Source organism: Sorangium sp. So ce119 (genome assembly GCF_051524405.1).
Classification (GTDB): Bacteria; Myxococcota_A; Polyangia; order Polyangiales; family Polyangiaceae; genus Sorangium; species Sorangium cellulosum_G.
Window position 1 is genome coordinate 688,295 of sequence record NZ_CP150311.1, and the last position, 17,120, is coordinate 705,414.

The window sequence follows — 17,120 nt, forward strand, 5'->3', positions numbered from 1 at the left end:
ATCCTCCTTCGTCGCTCTGCTGCGGGCGAGAACGCCTCGCGGAGCCGCCGGCACCGGCCGGCGGCGAATCAGCGGCGGCATCATAGCCGCTTTCGACGCGCCGACGGCGCTCGCCGACGCGGAACCGCGACCGGGCGCGCCGGCGCCGGCTGCCCCGCCCGCGGCCTCGCCGCCGCGGCGCGCTCGCCCGCCGGCGCCGCACGCTCGCCCTGCCCGGGCGCCGCGACAGCGCGGGCCCCGGCCGCCGGGCGGCGCGCCCTCGGCGAGGGCTGCGCGCGCGGTCGGATCCCGGAATCGGCGGACGGCGCGGAGCCCAAGGATCGCATGGCGAAGCGCCGCCCATCGACTAAGGTCTCGAATTCGAGATGGATTTGGCACACACACGGCTCGGAGCGCGGGGCGATCGCTGGTCGACGTCGCGGGGGGTCCTGGATGTTCGCACGCCCGCGTCCGACGTCGTGACGCGGCGTTTCGAGGGGTACGCGACGCTCGAGCTCATCGAGCCGGCGGTCAGGCACCTGGAGACGCTCATCGAGTCGGGCATGCGCCCGATCGTGTTCGACGATTTCGAGCTCGGCACCGGCTATGACAGCGACGTCCGCGCCAAGCTCACGTCGTGGCACCTGCGGAATCCCGGCAAGCTGAAGGAGGTCCATATCCTCGTCCGGCCGGGGCTCGTCGCCATGGGCGTCACGGTCGCCAACCTCGCCACGGGCGGCCGCTTCGTCGTCTACACGGATCGCTCGACGTACGAGTGGGCGCTCGCGGGCGCCCTGACGGAGCGGATCACGGCGGGGCCCGCCTCGTCGCTGCGCGCGCCTTCCCTGCGCTGACGTCGTCTCCGGGCGCTGCCCTACCCGCGCCGCGAGCGGCCCGACCCGCGCCGCGAGCGGCCCGACCTGCGCCGCGAGCGGCCCGACCCGCGCCGCGAGCGGCCCGACCCGCGCCGCGAGCGGCGGGCCCGGTCCCTCAGGGCCCGGGCCCCTCAGCAGCGCGCTCGACAGCGCCGCGGCGCCGCCGGCCCCGAGCTCACGGGTGCTGCGCTACCCCGTTCGCCTGGGGGCTCCGGGCGCCGAGCGTGATCTCGCTCATCCGGCCCGGGTGCTTTCCTTCGATGCCCTCGTAGAGACGGCGGATCGTCGCCATGTCGGCCTCGATATCGCCCGTCGGGTAGAAGACGTGGAGGATCCCGCCTCGCTTCCGGGGGAAATCGAGATAACCGAGGATGATCGGGACGCCGGCGCCGAGCGCCACGTAATAAAAGCCCGTCTTCCATCGCTTCGTGCGCGAGCGCGTGCCCTCGGGCGCGACGACGAGAATGAGCTCGTCGCGCTGCTTCAGGATGTCGACCACCGCCGCAACGAGGTTGTTCCGGTCGCGGCGATCGACGGGGATGCCGTCCAGCCACCGGAAGAACCAGCCGAACGGCGGCTCGAAGAGGGTGTGCTTGCCGAGCCAGGAGAACTCGAGGTCGAGCACGTAGCTCACCGCGAGCGTGAACGGGAAATCCCAGTTCGACGTGTGAGGCGCCGCGATCAGCACCGCCTTGGGCGGGAGATCCGTCACGCCCTCGACGCGCCAGCCGAACACGGAGAGCCAGGTCTGGCCGATGAACCGGCGAATCGCGCGGCGGGGGGCTGAAAAACGCGGGGCAGGATCGCTCGGCATGGATGACCTCGGACGGTAAGCAGCCGGAGATTTGTCGCTGCCCGGGTGGATGTCACGTCACCTTTCCGTCATCGCCGCGCTGCCCGTCGCGTTCAACGCCGCGTCAACGCCGCGTCAACGCCGTTCCAGCCCGTGCGGCTTGCCCTCGCCGTAGCCGGACAGCGTCTGCACCCCGATGACGGCCTTCTCGTGGAGCTCGTCGAGGTTCGCCGCGCCGGCGTAGGTGCACGCCGACTGCACCCCCGTGATCATCTCGATGAGGATGGCGCCGACGCTCTCGCGCCCCTCCTGGATGTAGATGCGCGACGTCGAGATGCCCTCGCGGAAGAAGACCTTCTTGGCGCGCTCGAACGGGTCGAGATCGGCGGTGCGCTCGCTGACGGCGCGGGCGCTCGCCATGCCGTAGTTCTCCTTGTAGAGCAGCCCCTCGCGGTCCTCCATCACGTCGCCCGGGCTCTCGTACGTGCCGGCGAGCGTCGTCCCGACCATGACGCGCGAGGCGCCGGCGGCGAGGTAGAGCGCCACGTCGCGCGGGTGCCGGACGCCGCCGTCGGCCCAGACGCGCTTGCCGTGGCGGGCGGCCTCGCGGGCGCACGCGAGCACCGAGGTGAACGTCGGCCGACCGGCGCCTGTCTGCATGCGCGTCGTGCACATCGCGCCGGGGCCGACGTTCACCTTCACGATGTCCGCGCCCGCCTCGATGAGCTCCCGCGTGCCCTCCGCCGTGCAGACGTTGCCGGCCACGAGCGGCGCGGCGCCGCCGACAGCGCCCCGCACCGCGCGGATCGCCTCGATCATCCGGCGCTGGTGGCCGTGCGCCGTGTCGAGCACGATCGCGGAGACGCCGATCTCGAGCAGCCTGGCGGCGCTCTGGGCCGCCTGCGCCGAGATGCCGATCGCCGCGGCGACCATGAGCTCGCCGCCGTCGTCGAGCGTCGGCCTGAGGAGCTCCAGGCGCACGGCGTCGTCGCGCGTGAGCACGCCGTGGAGCCGGCCGTCGCCGTCGAGCACGGGCACCGCCTTCACGCGCGCGTCCTCCATCAGCAGGAACGCCGTCCGGTTCGGCGTGCCGGCCTGGATGGTGATGAGGCGCGACGACATGAGCGCGGACGCGGGCGTGTACTGGTCGCGGTTGCGCAGGTCGGCGTGCGTGACGATGCCGATGGGGCGGCGCTCGTCGTCGACCACGACGACCATGTCGTGCGACCGCTTCCGGATGATGCCGTGCACGTCGCGGAGCGTCGCCCGCGGGGAGACCGAGAGCGGCGTGTCGTACCGCGGATCGGCGCGCTTGATGTGCCGGACGATGCGCTCGACCGTGTCGAGATCCATGTCCTGCGGCAGCACGCCGAGCCCGCCGAACCGGGCCATCGTCTCGGCCATCCGCTTGCCGGTGACCGCGTTCATGTTCGCCGAGACGATCGGGTGCGAGCCGCCGGGGAAGTCCGTCGGGCGCAGGTCGGTGTCGAGGCGCGAGCCGCCGGCGAAGTACCCGGGGGTCAGGAACACGTCTTCGAGGGCGAGTTCCAGGCTCTCGTCACGCTCGGGGTGGAGAAAGCGCATGCGCGGCTCCGATCAGGGGTGGTGGGGCGGTCGTGAGCGTCCCGCCGCGCCGCCGGCGGCCTGCCCGCGCGCGAGCAGGTCCGCGTAGAGGGCGAAGAGGGCGTCGAAGTGGTCGTCGCTTGCGGGCAGCCGCTCGCCCGCGGCGCGGGCCGCGGCGGCGCGCTCGCCCCGGGGGCGCTGCAGCACCCGCTCGATCGCGGCGGCGACCTCGGCGGCCGGGGCGCGCGCCGGGTAGGTCTCGGCGGCGCCGGGGCTCACGAAGTCCATCGCCGCGCCGGCCGCGGGGACGACGAGCGGCAGGCCCGAGCAGAGCGCCTCGCCCAGCACGAAGCCGAACGTCTCGGCGGCGCCCCCGTGGACGAAGACGTCGGCGCTGGCGAGCAGCGCCGCGTAGGTGGCGCGGTCCTTCGCGAAGCCGAGGAAGCTCACCTGCGGCAGCGCCGCGGCGCGCCGCTCGAGCCGCGCCCGCTCGGGCCCGTCGCCCAGGATCGCCAGCGCCACGGGGCGCCGCGCCGCGAGCTCCCGCGCCGCGTCGATCACGAGCGCGACCCGCTTCTCGACGGCGAGCCGGCACGCGACGAGGAGCAGCGCGGCCGACGGCTCGTCCGCGAACCGGCCGAGCAGGCTCCGCCGCAGCGCCGGGTCTGCGCGGGAGGGGTCGAACGACTCGCGCCGCACGCCGAACGTGACGCGGTGGACGCGCTCGCAGCCGTGCGCTCGGAGCTGCTCCGCGATGAACGTGCCCGGGGCGATCGTCGCGTCGAACCGCCGCGACAGCGCCCGCGGCCAGGCGAACAGCGCGCCCTCCAGCGCGCGGGCGACGGCGCGCGGGCGCAGCCGGTCGAGCAGCGGCGCGGCGTACGTGCTGATCTGATCGGAGTGGTACACGAACGTGCGGAGCGGGACCGAGCGCTCGCGCGCGACGACGAGCGCGGCCGTGTACGGCGCGCTCGCCTGCAGCACGTCGGGCGCCTCGCGGCGGATGATCGCGCGCACCGCGCCGAGCCGGAGGAGGGCGTGGTAGGTCGGGTCGTACGGCATCGGCGGGCCGGCGACCCGCACGATGCGCCCCCGCTCGAGCGCTACCTCCTCGTCGCGCGGCCCGGGCGCCACGACGACCACCTCGTGGCCGCGCCGGCTGCCCTGGCGCACGAGCTCCTCGAGGTACGACCGCACGCCGCCCCCGCGCGACGAGAAGAACTCCGCGACGTCGAGGATCTTCATGAGTGCTCGCTCCCGCGAAAGAGGAGGCCGCCCTTCCACGCGCCCCGCAGCATCCCCGAGCGGTTCATCACGTGCAGCAGCGCCGGGAGGAACAGGAGGGCGCTCGCCACGCACGCGATCTCGCCGCTCACCGCGACCCAGCCGAACGAGTTCAGCGCCTGGTTGTCGGCGAACACGAGCGACCCGTAGCCGAGCACGGTCGTGTAGCTGCAGAGCGCCACCGGCCCGGCCGAGCGCTTCAGCGCGAGCGACACGTCGCCGCCGAGCAGCCGCGCGCGGTCGAAGACGTTGAACGGGTACTCGCAGCCGATGCCGAACGTGATCGGGAGCGCGATGAAGTTCAGGAAGTTGATCTTCACGTCGAGCATGGCCATCGCGACCGCCGTCGCGAGGACGCCGAGCACGAGGGACGACAGCACCGTGAACGAGCCGAGCAGGCTGCCGGTCGCGAGCACCACCACGATCGTGACGGCCAGGAAGGACGCCGCCGTCGCGAGCGGGCCGTCGCGCTCCATCGACCGGATCATCTCGGCGAACACCGTCGGCCTGCTCGCCGTGACCACGTGCGTGCCGTCGGGGAGGACGATGTTGCCGGTCGTGTTCGCCATCCGGAGGAGGTTCTTGCCGTTCGAGAACGAGACGTCGTTCTTGTACTTCACGTAGAACACCGTGCCCACGACGCCGTTGTTCTCCTCGAACCTGCGCCGGATGAGGTCCGGCAGGTCCTGGGGGGTGATCACGCGCAGGGTCTCCGGCGGCTTCATGAGCCGGACGCGCTCCTGCTCCTCCGGGGTCAGCGCGCGCATCACGCGCGGGGTCAAGCGGCTCCGGATCTGCTCCAGGACCTCGATCTTCCGGCGCTGCTCCTCGGGCGTGCCGGGGAGGAGGTCGGCGATGGTCGCGACGTCGGCCACGAGCTTCCCCTGCGGGTCCGCCGCGTCGTTCGCCAGGATCTGCGCCTTGATGGCCGGCACCTGCTCGGGCGTGTCCGCGAGCATCATCGCGCCCGCGACGTTCATCTTGCCGCCGAAGACCTCGGACGCCTTGAGCGACCAGCTCCCCGCGCCCTTCTGCTGCGAGCTCTTCGAGCCGAGCCGCGCGAAGTTGTACTCCCACGGGTCCCTCAGGTACGCGGGGAGCTTCCACGCCGCGAGGAGCAGGACGATCGGCGCGACGGCCAGGATCACGACCGGCCACCGCTTCGTCGCGCGCGCGAGCAGCCGCGCCGCGGGCCCCGAGGCGCCCTCCTCCGAGACGCGCGGCGGCGGATCGCGCAGCCAGCGCGGGAGCCTCGCCTGGACGCGCTCGATCGCGACGAGCGTCGCGGGCACGAGCGGCACGATGGAGGCCCACACCGCGAGCATCCCGACGAAGCCGATCGTGCCGAACTGGCTGAACCCGCGGAAGTGCGTGATCGTGAGCGACCCGTAGGCGATCGCCGCGACGCAGGCGCCGACGAGCTCCGCCCGGAACGCGTTGACGACCGCCTCGCGCCGCGCCTCGTCCGCCGCCATGCCGCGCGCGCGGAAGTCGCGGTACCGCGACAGGAGCACGATCGGGTAGTTGACCCCGTTGCCGACGATGATCGCCCCGAGGAACGCGCCGACCGTGTTGACGTAGCCGTACGTCGCCGTCGCGAACGCGTAGCCGGCGCTCGCGCCGAAGGCCGTGGGCAGGGCGATCACGACCAGCGACCAGGGCGAGCGGTAGTAGGCGACCACGCCCGCGAGGATCAGCACCAGCGCGATGACGGTCGCCCACACCGCCTCGCTGACGAGCGACTTCTGCTCGGCGATCGCGTTCGGGATGTCGCCCGCGTACCCGACCTGCATGTCCGGGTGGAACTGCGCGGGCCCGAGGCGATCGACCAGCGCGGTCACGTCGTCGAGGAGCTGGGCCGCGCTGCGATCGCCCATCCCGGCGCTGCGCGAGACGATGCGGATGGCGACCATGCGCCCGTCGGGCGTCGAGAAGTAGCCGCTCGGGAACTCGTCGATCTTCTTCAGCCGCCGCTGGAGCTCCGCCCACGTGTCGTCGAGCGACAGGCCCTTCTTGGCCGGCGCCCCCGCCGCCTGGCCCCCGCTCGCGCCGCCGGCCTCGCCGGCGTCCAGGTCCTCGATGAGGCCGCTCCTCAGGGCGAGCTCGAGCTCGATCGCCTCGTCCGCCTGCTCGAGCTCGCGGACGCTCGCGTAGAGCCACTTGTTCTCGTCGAAGAAGCGGCGCGCCTCCTTCGTGCCGGACTCCATGTAGCGGATGAGCGACTCCGGACCGCACGCGGCGCGGCACGCGTCGTCGGCGCACGCCGCGAGGCACGCCGCGCGGGCGGGGTGGTGACGGAGCGGCTCCTCGAGCTGCTCGGAGAGCGCGTCGATGAACCGCTCGTTCGCGCCGCGATCGGGCGACTCCGCGATCACGATGAGCTGCGCGCCGCCGTCGACGCGCCTCGCCTGGCGCTCGTAGGCCATGAACGCCGGGCTGTCGCTCGGCAGGAGCTCCCGGAGCTCCGTGCGCAGCTCGAGCCGCGACGCGTAGGTCCACAGCCCTGCCATGGCGGCGATCGCCAGGCCGATCACGAGCCAGGGACGCCGCCCGCTGAAGTCGACGAGCGTCCCGATCATCCTGAGGAGCATGCGAAGAACACCTCGAGCCGGCGCCGGGGAGTGGCCCGGCGCGGGGCAGGTCTTACCACGCGCGCGGCGCGTGGAACGACGGCGAGCAGCCTCTCACGCGCGAATCACGCGAGCGCGCGCAAGACTGCAAATCACGGGCAAATCATGCGTGATCAAGCGCAGAACGACGGCTGGATCCCCTTCGGCCGCGGCGCCGCGGCCGGGCGCAGGTGGCCGAAGGCGAACAGGCCGCCGGTGAAGCCCACCCAGGAGCGGAAGTGCCGGAAAGTCTCCAGCCACTGGAGCGCCTTCGGCCCCTCGACGAGCGGGCGGATGCCGGACTGCGCCGCGTGCTCGCGCGCGTTCACGAAGGCGTTCGCGAGCATCCGCTGCACGACGATCGGCGAGGAGCGCTCGCGCGCGCGCTGCGCGGCCGCGCCCCCGAGGCGCGCGGCCGCCGCCGGGTCCCGCGCGATCGCGAGCGCGGCGTTGGCGAACGCGGCGTTCGCCTTGTCCTCCGCGAGGGCGCCGCGGCCCGGCTCGAGCAGCAGGCCGTTGTGGCCGCTCTGGATCTGCGAGCTCACGCCCATGCCGTCCGCGAACGCGACCGTCGGCGCGCCGCACCAGAGCGCCTCGCTGAGGACGTTGCCGAACGTCTCGCTCAGCGACACGTGCAGGAAGGCGGTCGCGTGGCGGTAGTAGTCCGAGATGCGGCTGTACGGCACCTCGCCCGTGAAGATCACCCGCCGGGCGACGCCGAGCTCCCGCGCCAGCGCCGCGTACGCCGCGCTGTCCGGCCCGTCGCCGACGAGCGTGAGCGTCGCCTGCGGGTGGTTCGGCGCGATGTGCTCGGCGAAGATGCGGATGAGGCGGTGCTGCGACTTCTCGCGGGTGTGCCGCCCGGCGCAGACGAAGCGCGGGCCGCGCACGTCGAGCCCGCGCTCCTCGAGCAGCGGCGCGTACGGGTCGGGGCCGAGCGAGCGATCGAACACGTCCTCCGGCACCATCCGCGGGATGACGTGGATCGGCACCTTCACGCCCCGGTCGCGCCAGTAGTCGCGCAGACCCTCGCTCAGCACGACGAGCCCGTCGCCCTGGTTGTAGAGGTCGACGAAGAGCCGCTCCATCGGCGCGCGGAGCGTCTTGTGGAGCACCGTGTGGACCGCGCCGATCCGGGAGATGCGCTCCGGCAGCAGCACGTCGTACGCGGCCGCGAGGTGCGTCGTGTTCACGCAGAGCAGCGGGGTGCCGCGCATCTTGCGCAGCCAGATGCCGAACTCGACGAGGAGCGTCGTGGTCTGGGCGAAGCAGATGTCGAAATCCCACCGCATCGGATCGAAAACGTAGGACTCCAGGGGCATCGGCAGGTGCACCCCGGGGTAGGTGCGCAGCGGCACGCTGGGCAGGGCGATGGTGCCGGGGGGCATCTCGTCGGCCGAGGCGTCCGGATCCCGGGGTCCGATCAGTGTTGCCTGATGACCACAGGTGTTGAGCGCCCGATACAGGGCCCGCGTCTGGAAGACCGCCCCGTTCGCGTAAGGAATGCGCGTGAAGTCGCTGAGGATGGCGACCTTGAGCGGCCGCCCGTTGGCTCCGGAGAGGGCAGCGAAGGGATTCTCGGGAATCGCCGCGTGCGGCCGGGCGAAGGAATGCCCTCCCCGCGCCGATCCCGCCGATGGAATGTGGCGCGTCGACGCGATCGCCTCGTGCTGTGCGCGATCGCTCCGGGGGTCACCGAGCGGCCGAATTGCATCCATGGTCATCTTCGTTGCTCCTTCGAGAAGCGGCGCAGACCGTCGTCAAGGACCGGCGCGCGCGGCGCGATGGGCGATATGACGTTCGTGTCGCGCCTCTTGCGGCCGTGTCTCTCCGCGCCCCTCGAGCGCGGCCTGCTGCTGGCCACGGCAGCCCATTCCTCGCCTCTTCAGTCCGAATCGTCAGGTCGCCGGGTCGCCGCGCCGCCGGGTCGCGGGGTCGCGGGGTCGCCGGACGTTTAGCAAACCTTGTGCCCGGGACGCCACACGCAACCGCGGCGCGAGGTGCGAACGCGGCGATGCACCTAGGCGACCCGGCGCGCCTCGTCGAGCATGGCGAGCGCGGCCGACGGCACATCAGGGAGCGCGCCCGCGAGGTCGACGCGCGCGAAGTCGCCTGCGCGCACGCGATCGAAGAAGCGCGCCACGGTGGCCGGCGTGAACGCGGAGAACGAGCTCGCGACCGCGACGCCGGCGCGCTCGGCGAGGAGCGCGTTGAGCGTCTGCTCGTGATGGCGCTCGTCGTGGAGCGCCAGCACCGGCTTCCCGGCGAGCACGCACTCGGCGAGGACGTTGCTGCCGGCGGTGGTCACGACCGCGGATGCGGCCTCGAGGTGGGCGAGGAACGCGCCGGCATCGAACGGCCGCGCCAGCACGCCGGGCACGTCGAGGCCGGGGGCGCCGAACGCGATGACACGCCGACCGGCGCCCGCGACGCGCTCGAGCATGCCGCGCGCGTCGTACTCGCTGAAGTAGCAGACGACGGCCCCGGCCTCGACGTGGGCCGCGGCGCCCGCGGGCGGCGGCCGGCGCTCCGGGCGCGCGACGAGGGTGCCCGGCGTCCCGGGCTCGATGGGCAGGAAGTGGACGGCGACCGCGTGGCGCGCCCGGCTCGAGGCCCACGTCGTCTGGCGGCACGCGAGCACCCGCAGGCGCGGCAGCCCCTCGGGCAGCCGGCAGCGCGAGAAGACGAGGTCGTGGCCGATCGCGATCGCGGGGATCGCGAGCGCGCGCGCGGCGAGCAGCGAGGGGAGATCGCCGTCGCTCACGATGACGTCGGGCCGGAAGCGCGCCTGCTCGACGAGGTCCTTCGCCACGCGGCGGGGGACCTCGACGGCGCCGCCGAGGCCTCGAGCGATGTACCGCACGGGGCGGTGCTCCGGCAGCGCGCCGAGCTGCTCCGCCGCCTGGCCGCCGCCGTAGATCCTGAGCTCGTGGCCGCGCTCGCGGAGGGCCCGCGTGACCGCGAGCGCGCGGCTCGCGTGCCCGCGCCCCCGCCCGTGGACGTAGTAGCCGATCCTCGCCACGAGCCTACCTCCCCGCGGCGCCCCGGCCGCGCGCGCCCGAGAGCACCTGCCCGTGGCGAAAGCAGCTCACGAGGTGATCGTTGACCATCCCGGTCGCCTGCATGAGCGCATAGCAGATCGTCGAGCCGACGAACTTGAAGCCGCGGCGCACGAGATCCTTGCTGAGCGCGTCCGAGATCGCCGTCTTCGCGGGGACCTCCGCGGGCGACCGGAAGGCGTTCACGACGGGCGCCCCGCCGACGAAGCCCCAGAGGTACGCGTCGAAGCTGCCGTGCTCGCGCTGCACCTCCAGGAAGCGGCGCGCGTTGTTGACCGCCGACTCGACCTTGAGCCGGTTGCGCACGATCCCGGGGTTCGCGAGGAGCTGCTCGACGCGCGCCGGCGTGAAGCGGGCGACGCGCGACGGGTCGAAGCCCGCGAACGCCTCGCGGTACGCCGCCCGCTTGCGCAGCACGGTGAGCCAGCTCAGCCCCGCCTGCGCGCCCTCGAGGATCAGCATCTCGAAGAGCGCCCGGTCGTCGTGCAGCGGCACGCCCCACTGCTCGTCATGGTAGGCGACGTAGTCGGGATCGGCGGTCACCCACGCGCATCGCTCCGGCATCGGGCGCCACTGTAGCAGCCCGCCCCTGCGCGTGACCTCCCGTCGTTCCCCGTCGTTCCCCGTCGTTCCCCGTCGCTCCCCATCGTTCTCCATCGTTCCCGCCCGCACCATCGCGCGACGTGCGCTTTGACTCCCCGCCAGCGCAGCGCTCCAATGCCCCCTGGGCCGCGCCGCACATGACCGCCTCGAGCAGCTTTCATCCGTCGGGATCGCAGGGGTTTCGCGGCGCCGAGGCGATCGAAGAGCGCCGCGCGATGGCCCGGGGCCTGCCCACAGCGCTCGTGACCTGGCCCACATTCGCGGCGCTCGACGTGTTCGTTGTGGTGGCGGTCTTCCCGAGCGCCTCGATCGCGCGGCTCTTGCTCTACCGGCTGCTCGGCGAGGTGATCCTGCTCTGGCTCTACCTCCTCGCCCGGCGCGAGCAGACCTCGGCCGAGCTGCTCGACGCGGCGCACGTCTTCGCGGTCTGGAGCACGGGGGGGCTGATCTCGGTGATGGCCCTGGAGTTCGGGGATCTCACCTGGAACTACATGCACGGGCTCTCGATCGTGATGCTCGTCGACGCGACGATCCTGCCCACGCACTTCACCCGCTCGCTCCGGATGACGCTCCCGGTGGCGCTCAGCTTCCCGATCATCATGGGCGCGGGGGCGTCGCTCGACCCGGCGCTCGCGGAGCAGTGGTCGTCGCAGCGGTCGCTCGTGGTCTTCGCGTGCAACTACATCTTCGTGCTCGCCACCGCGACCCTCGTGTCGGCGGCGAGCCACGGCCTCTGGTCGGCGCGCCAGCAGGTCTACGAGGCCCGCAAGCTCGGCCGCTACCGGCTCGTGGCGCCGGTCGGCCGGGGCGGGCAGAACGAGGTGTGGCTCGCCTGGGACGAGTCGCTCCGCCGCGACGTGGCGCTGAAGCTGCTCCGCAGCGAGAGCAAGTCGGAGGGCGAGGTGCGCAGCTTCGAGCGCGAGGCGCGCGCGACGAGCCGGCTCACGTCGCCGCACACGATCCGGATCTTCGATTTCGGGGCGAGCAGCGACGGCATCTTCTACATCGCGATGGAGCACCTGGCCGGCGCGGATCTCGCCACCCTCGTGCGCGATCACGGCCCGATGCCCCCCGCCCGCGCCGCGCACTTCGCGCGGCAGGCCTGCCTCTCGCTGGCGGAGGCGCACGACGCGGGCGTCATCCACCGCGACATCAAGCCGCACAACCTCTACATCACGCGCGTCGGCGACGAGCACGACGTGCTCAAGGTGCTCGACTTCGGGATCGCCAAGCAGGTGACCCTCGAGGGAGACGCGACCATGACGGACGTCGGCGTGATCAAGGGGACGCCGACCTACATGTCCCCGGAGATGATCTCCGCGGGCCCCATCGACGCGCGCAGCGACATCTACTCGCTCGGGGTGACGCTCTATTTCCTGCTGACCGGGGTGGCCCCCTTCGACGGGCGGAGCTTCGGCAAGCTCGTCTATTCGCACCTGACGATGCCGCCGATCCCGCCGTCGCTCCGCGCGCCGTGGCCGCTCTCGTCGGAGCTGGAAGAGGTCGTGATGCGGTGCCTCGCCAAGAAGCCCGGCGACCGCTACCAGAGCGCGCGCGAGCTCCTGGCGGCGCTCGACGCGTGCGCGCCGACGCCGCCGTGGACGGCGGAGGACGCGCGGAGCTTCTGGGCGGCGCGCGCCGCGATGCCGCGCGGCGAGCCGCCGCCCCCGGACCCTGGGCCCACCGTGCGCCTGCGGCCGGACAAGGCCGCGTCGGCGGCGTGAGAAGAGGCCTGGAGGAGCGCGCGGCGCCGCGCTCCCCCAGGCCCGGTTCGAGCCCTGATCAGGCCTGGCCGACGCCGAGCTGCGTGGCCTCGGGGAACCGCCGCGACGCGGGCGGAGGCGCCCACCGCCTGGACGAGGGGGGCGCGCCGTCGAGCTGGAGCACCGGGCGCATCTCCGTCGCCGGGACCGCCACGGGGCGCTCGCCCCGCGCCGCGAGGATCGAGTTGTAGAACGCGCGCGCGCTCTCGTCCCACCCCTTGCACCCGGCGAGCGAGACGATCCGCTCGGGATCGTACGGCGCGTGGGCCGCGCGCGACATGGCCTCGGCCAGGGCGGGCAGGTCGCCGGGCGCGACGAGCTCGCCGAGCGCGGGGCTGCTCAGCACGTCGGGGATGCCGCCGACGTTCGTCGCGACGACGCGGCGGCCGGACGCGAGCGACTCGATGACGACGTTGGGCGTCCCCTCGTGGTGGCTCGGCAGGACCAGCGCGTCGCACGCGGCGACCCAGCGCGCCACCTGGTCATGCGGCAGGCGCCCCGTGAGCAGCACGCGATGGCCGAGCCGCTCCGCCGCCGCCTTGCAGGCCTGCTCGTCGGCGCCGCTCCCGACCAGCACGAGGTCGACGTCCGGGTGCGCCGGGGCGAGCCGCTCGAAGGCGGCGATCGCGTCGAGCGCGCCCTTGTCGCGGAGCAGGTGACCGACGTAGAGCAGCAGGCGGCGGTCCGGTGAGCGGCCCAGGGCAGCGCGGGCCTCGCCCCGGTCCCGCGGCCGGAACATGGTGCGATCGACGCCGTTCATCACCACGTCGATGCGATCGCGCGGCACGCCGAGCGCGTGGACGCCCTCCTTGAGCTGCTTGCTCACGGCGACGACGCGGGTCGCGCGCCGGAGCCCCCACTCCAGCGCCGGCCTCACCGCCGGCTGCTGCGAGAGCACGTCGATGTCCGAGCCGTGCACCTTGACGACCGCGGGGACGCCGAGCAGCTCCGCCAGGCACACCGCGGCGAAGCCGTCCGGGTAGGCGAACGAGCCGACGATGACGTCCGGCGCCGGGTGGTGCCGCGCGAGCTCGAAGAGCATCGAGGCCGCATAGAGCGGGCCGTTCAGGTAGGGCGCCACCTTCGGCAGGTAGAGGAAGCGCGGGTGTCGCACCGGCAATCCCTCGATGATCTCCTCGCGAGGCGCGTCGTTCGAGACTGACCACTTGGAGAACCTGGAGGCCCCGGGGAACCAGGGGATCGTCGCGAAGACGTCGATATCGCAGTAACGCGACAGCGCCGCGAACTGGCGCCGGTTGAACGGCGCCTGGCCAGGGTTCATCGCGTTCGGGAAGATCTTGGTGATAAGCAGGATGCGCATACCTCTGCTCCTCCGGACTCGCCCGCTTGGCTCGACAGGCCTTCTCCGATAGGGGGTGCGCGGCATTCGCCGCACGGTCGCACCTCACCGAGCAGAGAGCGTGCCACCGCGGAGAAGCTGGAAACCGAGCGAGAAGAGGAGCAATCGAGGCGATATGGACAGCAAGCGAAGGCCACGCTGCCTCAGGCGAGGCATATTGGCACAAGCAGGACGGGCTCTGCCGTTGCGCCGATTCCGTGGACAACGCTTTTGTACAACAAAGCGCCAAATTTACAATGGGGCGCTACAGCGAAAGTTTCGCGACGAACGCGTCGCCCTGCCCCGCGCCCGAGAGCTGCCCCTGGCCGAAGCTGATGCTGCCGTAGAAGCGGCCGGCGAGCAGCACGCTCGCGCCTGAGCCCGCCGCGACGTCGAGGCCGACCTGCGTCTGGACGTCGCCGAAGAGCGAGCTGAACAGGTGGTCGCCCGAGGGGCCGAGCTTGACCAGGTACACGTCGGTCTTGCCGCGGCTCGTCAGCGCGCCGCCGCCGAAGTCGGCCGAGCCGAAGAGCGGCCCCGCGAGAAGGACGTTGCCGGCCTCGTCCACGGCGGCGCTCGCGCGCGCGCCGGTCTCGAAGTCGGTGAGGAGCTGATCCTCCTCGTCGCCGAAGCGCCGGCCGAGCAGGTGCTCTCCGGCGCCGGAGAGCCGGGCGACGAAGAGGTCGCGCCCGCCGGCGCTCTCGAGCGGTCCGCCGCCGAGGTCGATGGTCGACGCGAACGTGCCCGTGAGCACCACGTCGCCCGTGGCCTGGTGCACCGCGACGTCGTGGGCCTCGTCGGCCTCGGCGCCGCCGAACCGCGCGCTCCAGATGGCGTCGCCGGAAGGGCCGAGCCTGGCGACGAAGACGTCGGAGAGCCCCGCGCTCTCGAGCTGCCCGACGCCGAGGTCGATGGCGCCGGAGAAATGGCCCGCGACGACGATATCGCCGGTCGCGTCCGCCGCGATCGCGTGGGCGTAGTCGTCGCCCGGGCCGCCGGCGCGCACGGCGAAGCGCGTGCGGCCGTCGTCGGGGTCGAGCCCGAGGACGAAGGCGTCGCGCATGCCGGCGCTCTCGAGCGCGCCGGCGCCGAAGTCGACGTCGCCGTGGAAGCCGCCGGCCACGAGGACGTCGCCCGACGGGCCGATGGCGATGCGGTCGCAGCGATCCGCGCCGGTCCCGCCGATGATCCTGCTCCAGAGGTGCTCGCCGTCGCGGTCGAGCCTGGCGACGAAGACGTCGTCGCTCCCGCGCGACGCGAGCTCGCCGCCGCCGAAGTCGACGCTGCCGAAGGCGCGCCCCGCCACGACGACGTCGCCGCTCGGGTCGACCTCGATCGCCATCGCGAACTGGTTGCCCTCGCCCGGGAACCGCTTGCTCCAGAGGTGCGTGCCGAACCTGTCGAATTTCGCCACGAACGCGTCGGCGCCCGAGCCCGTCGCGACGAGCGGGCCCCCGCCGAAGTCGACCGTGCCCTCGAGCTGGCCGGCGACGAGCACATTGCCGTCCGCGTCGAACGCGACGGACCGGGCATACTGGCCGTTCGGGTCGCCGAAGCCGCGGCTCCACACGTCCTCGCAGGCGGGCATGACGCCGTCGCAGTCCTCGTCATCGGGCGTGTCGCACGCGTCGAAGGCGGGCAGGACCTCCCCGGCGCAGGGGCCCCAGGACGTGCCCTCGGCGTTGCAGGTGCGCGCGCCGGCCGCGCAGCGCCCGACGCCGCGCGTCCCGTCCGGGCCCGTGTAACACGCCTCCTGCGCGCCCGGCGCGCACACGCAGCCGGGGCAGCCGCAGTCGGGGCCGCTGCACGCGGCCGGCGTGAGCTCCGCGATCCAGGCGGCGACGCACGCGAGCTCGGCGGGCGAGTACGGCGCCGCGCCGAGCGGCATGCGCGCGCCGCACGACGGCGCCTCCGTGAGCTTCACGTAGAGCACGCTCTCCTCGGGTCGATCGGGGTCGGCGAGCACCCCGGCGCAGCTCTGGGCCGGGCGGCCGGCGACGCGGGCGTCCACGCCGAGCGTGACGAGGTCGAGGGCGGCCGCGGGCTCGCCCGGCCCGTGGCAGCTCGCGCCCCCGCACCGCTCGGCGAACACCGTCGGCACGTCGGCGCACGCGACGTCCTCCGGGCCGCCGTCGCGCGGCCTGAACCGCTCCTTGTCCTCGATCGTCCCCGGACAGGCCGCGAGCAGCAGCGGCAGCGCCGGCGCGGCGAGCGCGGCCGCCGTCCAGAGGCCGCGGCGGAGCCGGAGCGCGGCGCGCGCCGGGCGCCGCTCGCGAACGTCAGTACCCATGATAAGCGACCCCCAGGTGAACACCGAAGAGCTGGTCGAGCGCCCCGCCCGCGACGTACGGGTCGCCAGGCTCGGAGTCGAAATCGTAAAAGAAGCGCGTGTAGGACGCGCCGGCGCGCGCCTCGAGCCCCGGCGCGAACGGGACCGCGACAGCGAGGCGGAGGTCGACGCCGCCGGCGCTCGGCGCGCGGAAATACGACGCGAGCCCGCCCGTCGAGAGCGGCGCCTGGTAGCCCGCCCCCGCCTCGAGCGCGACAGGACCGACGGGCACGCGTCCGTCGAGGCCGAGGCGCAACGTGACATAAGAGACCGAGGCGGCGTCGCGCGACGGGTCGTCCGCCGACGCCACATCGAAGTCGATCCAGCAGAGTCCGCCGGTCGCGGACAGGACCGGCCCGCGCTGTCCCGCTGGACGGAATCGGCCCTTGAGGCCGGCGTGCAGCCGGCTCCAGGACGTCGACAGGCTCGCTCCCCCGGCGCCCGTCGAGTCGAGGCCGACGGCGCGGGCGTACGAGAGCGCGACGCCGAGGTCGCGCAGCACCGGGAGCGCGCCGCGCGCGAGCGGGTACAGCTCGCCGCGGACAGAGGGCATGAACGCGCCGAGCACGCTGTAGGTGCGGAGGTTCTCGGAGAGCAGATCGCTATACGACAGCGTGCGACCGGCGATCTCGAGATCGACACCCGCGCTGAAGAGCTCGGTGCCGACGGACGGCGGACGACCGTCACCCTCCTTCCGCTCCGAGCGTTCATCGAGGGGCGCCGCGGCGCTCTGGGCGAGCGCGGGCGCCGGGACCGCGAGCGCAGCGACGGCCAGCGCGGCCGCCGAGCGGCGCGGCGCGCGGCGCGCGGCGCGCAGAGCACCGGCGCGCAAGACAGGAGAGGCGAGCGTTCGCCTTTGCATTGGGCGGGAGCATAAGCGCTCTTTGCGTCCGCGGTCGAGCGCCGCCTTGGAGGGACGGAGTC

12 protein-coding genes are annotated in these 17,120 nt (G+C 73.2%); 2 read left to right on the forward strand and 10 right to left on the reverse strand.

The features are described from left to right. The first annotated feature begins 365 nt into the window (after window positions 1-365). Window positions 366-833 (forward strand): hypothetical protein, encoded by a 468-nt coding sequence (locus WME76_RS46960; RefSeq protein ID WP_061613539.1) that lies wholly within the window; start codon window positions 366-368, stop codon window positions 831-833. A 196-nt stretch (window positions 834-1,029) separates the two neighbouring features. On the opposite strand, the gene WME76_RS46965 is transcribed toward WME76_RS46960, so the two are convergent. From WME76_RS46965 to WME76_RS46995, 7 genes are all read right to left on the reverse strand, one after another. Then, window positions 1,030-1,668 carry a lysophospholipid acyltransferase family protein gene (locus tag WME76_RS46965; protein ID WP_061618836.1) on the reverse strand — a complete coding sequence of 213 codons (639 nt, stop codon included), beginning with the start codon at window positions 1,666-1,668 and terminating at the stop codon, window positions 1,030-1,032. 114 nt (window positions 1,669-1,782) lie between these two features. Beyond that, window positions 1,783-3,231, reverse strand: a complete 1,449-nt coding sequence (locus WME76_RS46970) for a GuaB1 family IMP dehydrogenase-related protein (protein WP_437962730.1) — start codon at window positions 3,229-3,231, stop codon at window positions 1,783-1,785. A 12-nt stretch (window positions 3,232-3,243) separates the two neighbouring features. Further along, window positions 3,244-4,455: a glycosyltransferase gene (locus WME76_RS46975; RefSeq protein WP_437962731.1), complete on the reverse strand. Its 1,212-nt coding sequence runs from the start codon at window positions 4,453-4,455 to the stop codon at window positions 3,244-3,246. Beyond that, on the reverse strand, window positions 4,452-7,085 hold the full coding sequence (locus WME76_RS46980) for an efflux RND transporter permease subunit (protein ID WP_437962732.1): 2,634 nt from the start codon (window positions 7,083-7,085) through the stop codon (window positions 4,452-4,454). Before WME76_RS46980 ends, WME76_RS46975 begins: the two co-directional genes overlap by 4 nt. A 152-nt stretch (window positions 7,086-7,237) precedes the next feature. Beyond that, window positions 7,238-8,827: a glycosyltransferase gene (locus tag WME76_RS46985; protein WP_437962733.1), complete on the reverse strand. Its 1,590-nt coding sequence runs from the start codon at window positions 8,825-8,827 to the stop codon at window positions 7,238-7,240. A gap of 296 nt (window positions 8,828-9,123) precedes the next feature. Next, a complete protein-coding gene (locus WME76_RS46990; RefSeq protein ID WP_437962734.1) occupies window positions 9,124-10,125 on the reverse strand; it encodes a glycosyltransferase family protein in 1,002 nt (333 codons plus the stop codon). 4 nt (window positions 10,126-10,129) lie between these two features. Further along, complete coding sequence (locus WME76_RS46995; RefSeq protein ID WP_437962735.1) at window positions 10,130-10,726, reverse strand: DNA-3-methyladenine glycosylase I; 597 nt, start codon at window positions 10,724-10,726, stop codon at window positions 10,130-10,132. Window positions 10,727-10,902: 176 nt separating this feature from the next. Between WME76_RS46995 and WME76_RS47000 the strand changes: the two genes are divergently transcribed. Beyond that, window positions 10,903-12,489, forward strand: a complete 1,587-nt coding sequence (locus tag WME76_RS47000; protein ID WP_437962736.1) for a serine/threonine-protein kinase — start codon at window positions 10,903-10,905, stop codon at window positions 12,487-12,489. Between the two features lie 58 nt (window positions 12,490-12,547). Here the strand turns inward: WME76_RS47000 and WME76_RS47005 are convergent, their stop codons facing one another. From WME76_RS47005 to WME76_RS47015, 3 genes are all read right to left on the reverse strand, one after another. Then, the gene (locus tag WME76_RS47005) at window positions 12,548-13,849 is read right to left on the reverse strand and encodes a glycosyltransferase family 4 protein (protein WP_437962737.1); all 1,302 of its coding nucleotides are present in this window, start codon (window positions 13,847-13,849) and stop codon (window positions 12,548-12,550) included. A 283-nt stretch (window positions 13,850-14,132) separates the two neighbouring features. Next, on the reverse strand, window positions 14,133-16,157 hold the full coding sequence (locus WME76_RS47010) for a nucleotide-binding protein (protein ID WP_437962738.1): 2,025 nt from the start codon (window positions 16,155-16,157) through the stop codon (window positions 14,133-14,135). Then, window positions 16,147-17,058, reverse strand: coding sequence for a hypothetical protein (locus WME76_RS47015; RefSeq protein WP_437962739.1), 912 nt, complete (start codon window positions 17,056-17,058; stop codon window positions 16,147-16,149). The genes WME76_RS47010 and WME76_RS47015 overlap by 11 nt, the downstream gene beginning before the upstream one ends. Window positions 17,059-17,120 lie beyond the last annotated feature (62 nt).

Excerpts from the sequence above, each read along its gene's own strand:
- WME76_RS46960 (WP_061613539.1), top strand. The coding sequence starts at position 366 with ATGGATTTGGCACACACACGGCTCGGAGCGCGGGGCGATCGCTGGTCG.
- WME76_RS46965 (WP_061618836.1), bottom strand. The coding sequence starts at position 1,668 with ATGCCGAGCGATCCTGCCCCGCGTTTTTCAGCCCCCCGCCGCGCGATT.
- WME76_RS46970 (WP_437962730.1), bottom strand. The coding sequence starts at position 3,231 with ATGCGCTTTCTCCACCCCGAGCGTGACGAGAGCCTGGAACTCGCCCTC.
- WME76_RS46975 (WP_437962731.1), bottom strand. The coding sequence starts at position 4,455 with ATGAAGATCCTCGACGTCGCGGAGTTCTTCTCGTCGCGCGGGGGCGGC.
- WME76_RS46980 (WP_437962732.1), bottom strand. The coding sequence starts at position 7,085 with ATGCTCCTCAGGATGATCGGGACGCTCGTCGACTTCAGCGGGCGGCGT.
- WME76_RS46985 (WP_437962733.1), bottom strand. The coding sequence starts at position 8,827 with ATGACCATGGATGCAATTCGGCCGCTCGGTGACCCCCGGAGCGATCGC.
- WME76_RS46995 (WP_437962735.1), bottom strand. The coding sequence starts at position 10,726 with ATGCCGGAGCGATGCGCGTGGGTGACCGCCGATCCCGACTACGTCGCC.
- WME76_RS47000 (WP_437962736.1), top strand. The coding sequence starts at position 10,903 with ATGACCGCCTCGAGCAGCTTTCATCCGTCGGGATCGCAGGGGTTTCGC.
- WME76_RS47005 (WP_437962737.1), bottom strand. The coding sequence starts at position 13,849 with ATGCGCATCCTGCTTATCACCAAGATCTTCCCGAACGCGATGAACCCT.
- WME76_RS47010 (WP_437962738.1), bottom strand. The coding sequence starts at position 16,157 with ATGGGTACTGACGTTCGCGAGCGGCGCCCGGCGCGCGCCGCGCTCCGG.
- WME76_RS47015 (WP_437962739.1), bottom strand. The coding sequence starts at position 17,058 with ATGCAAAGGCGAACGCTCGCCTCTCCTGTCTTGCGCGCCGGTGCTCTG.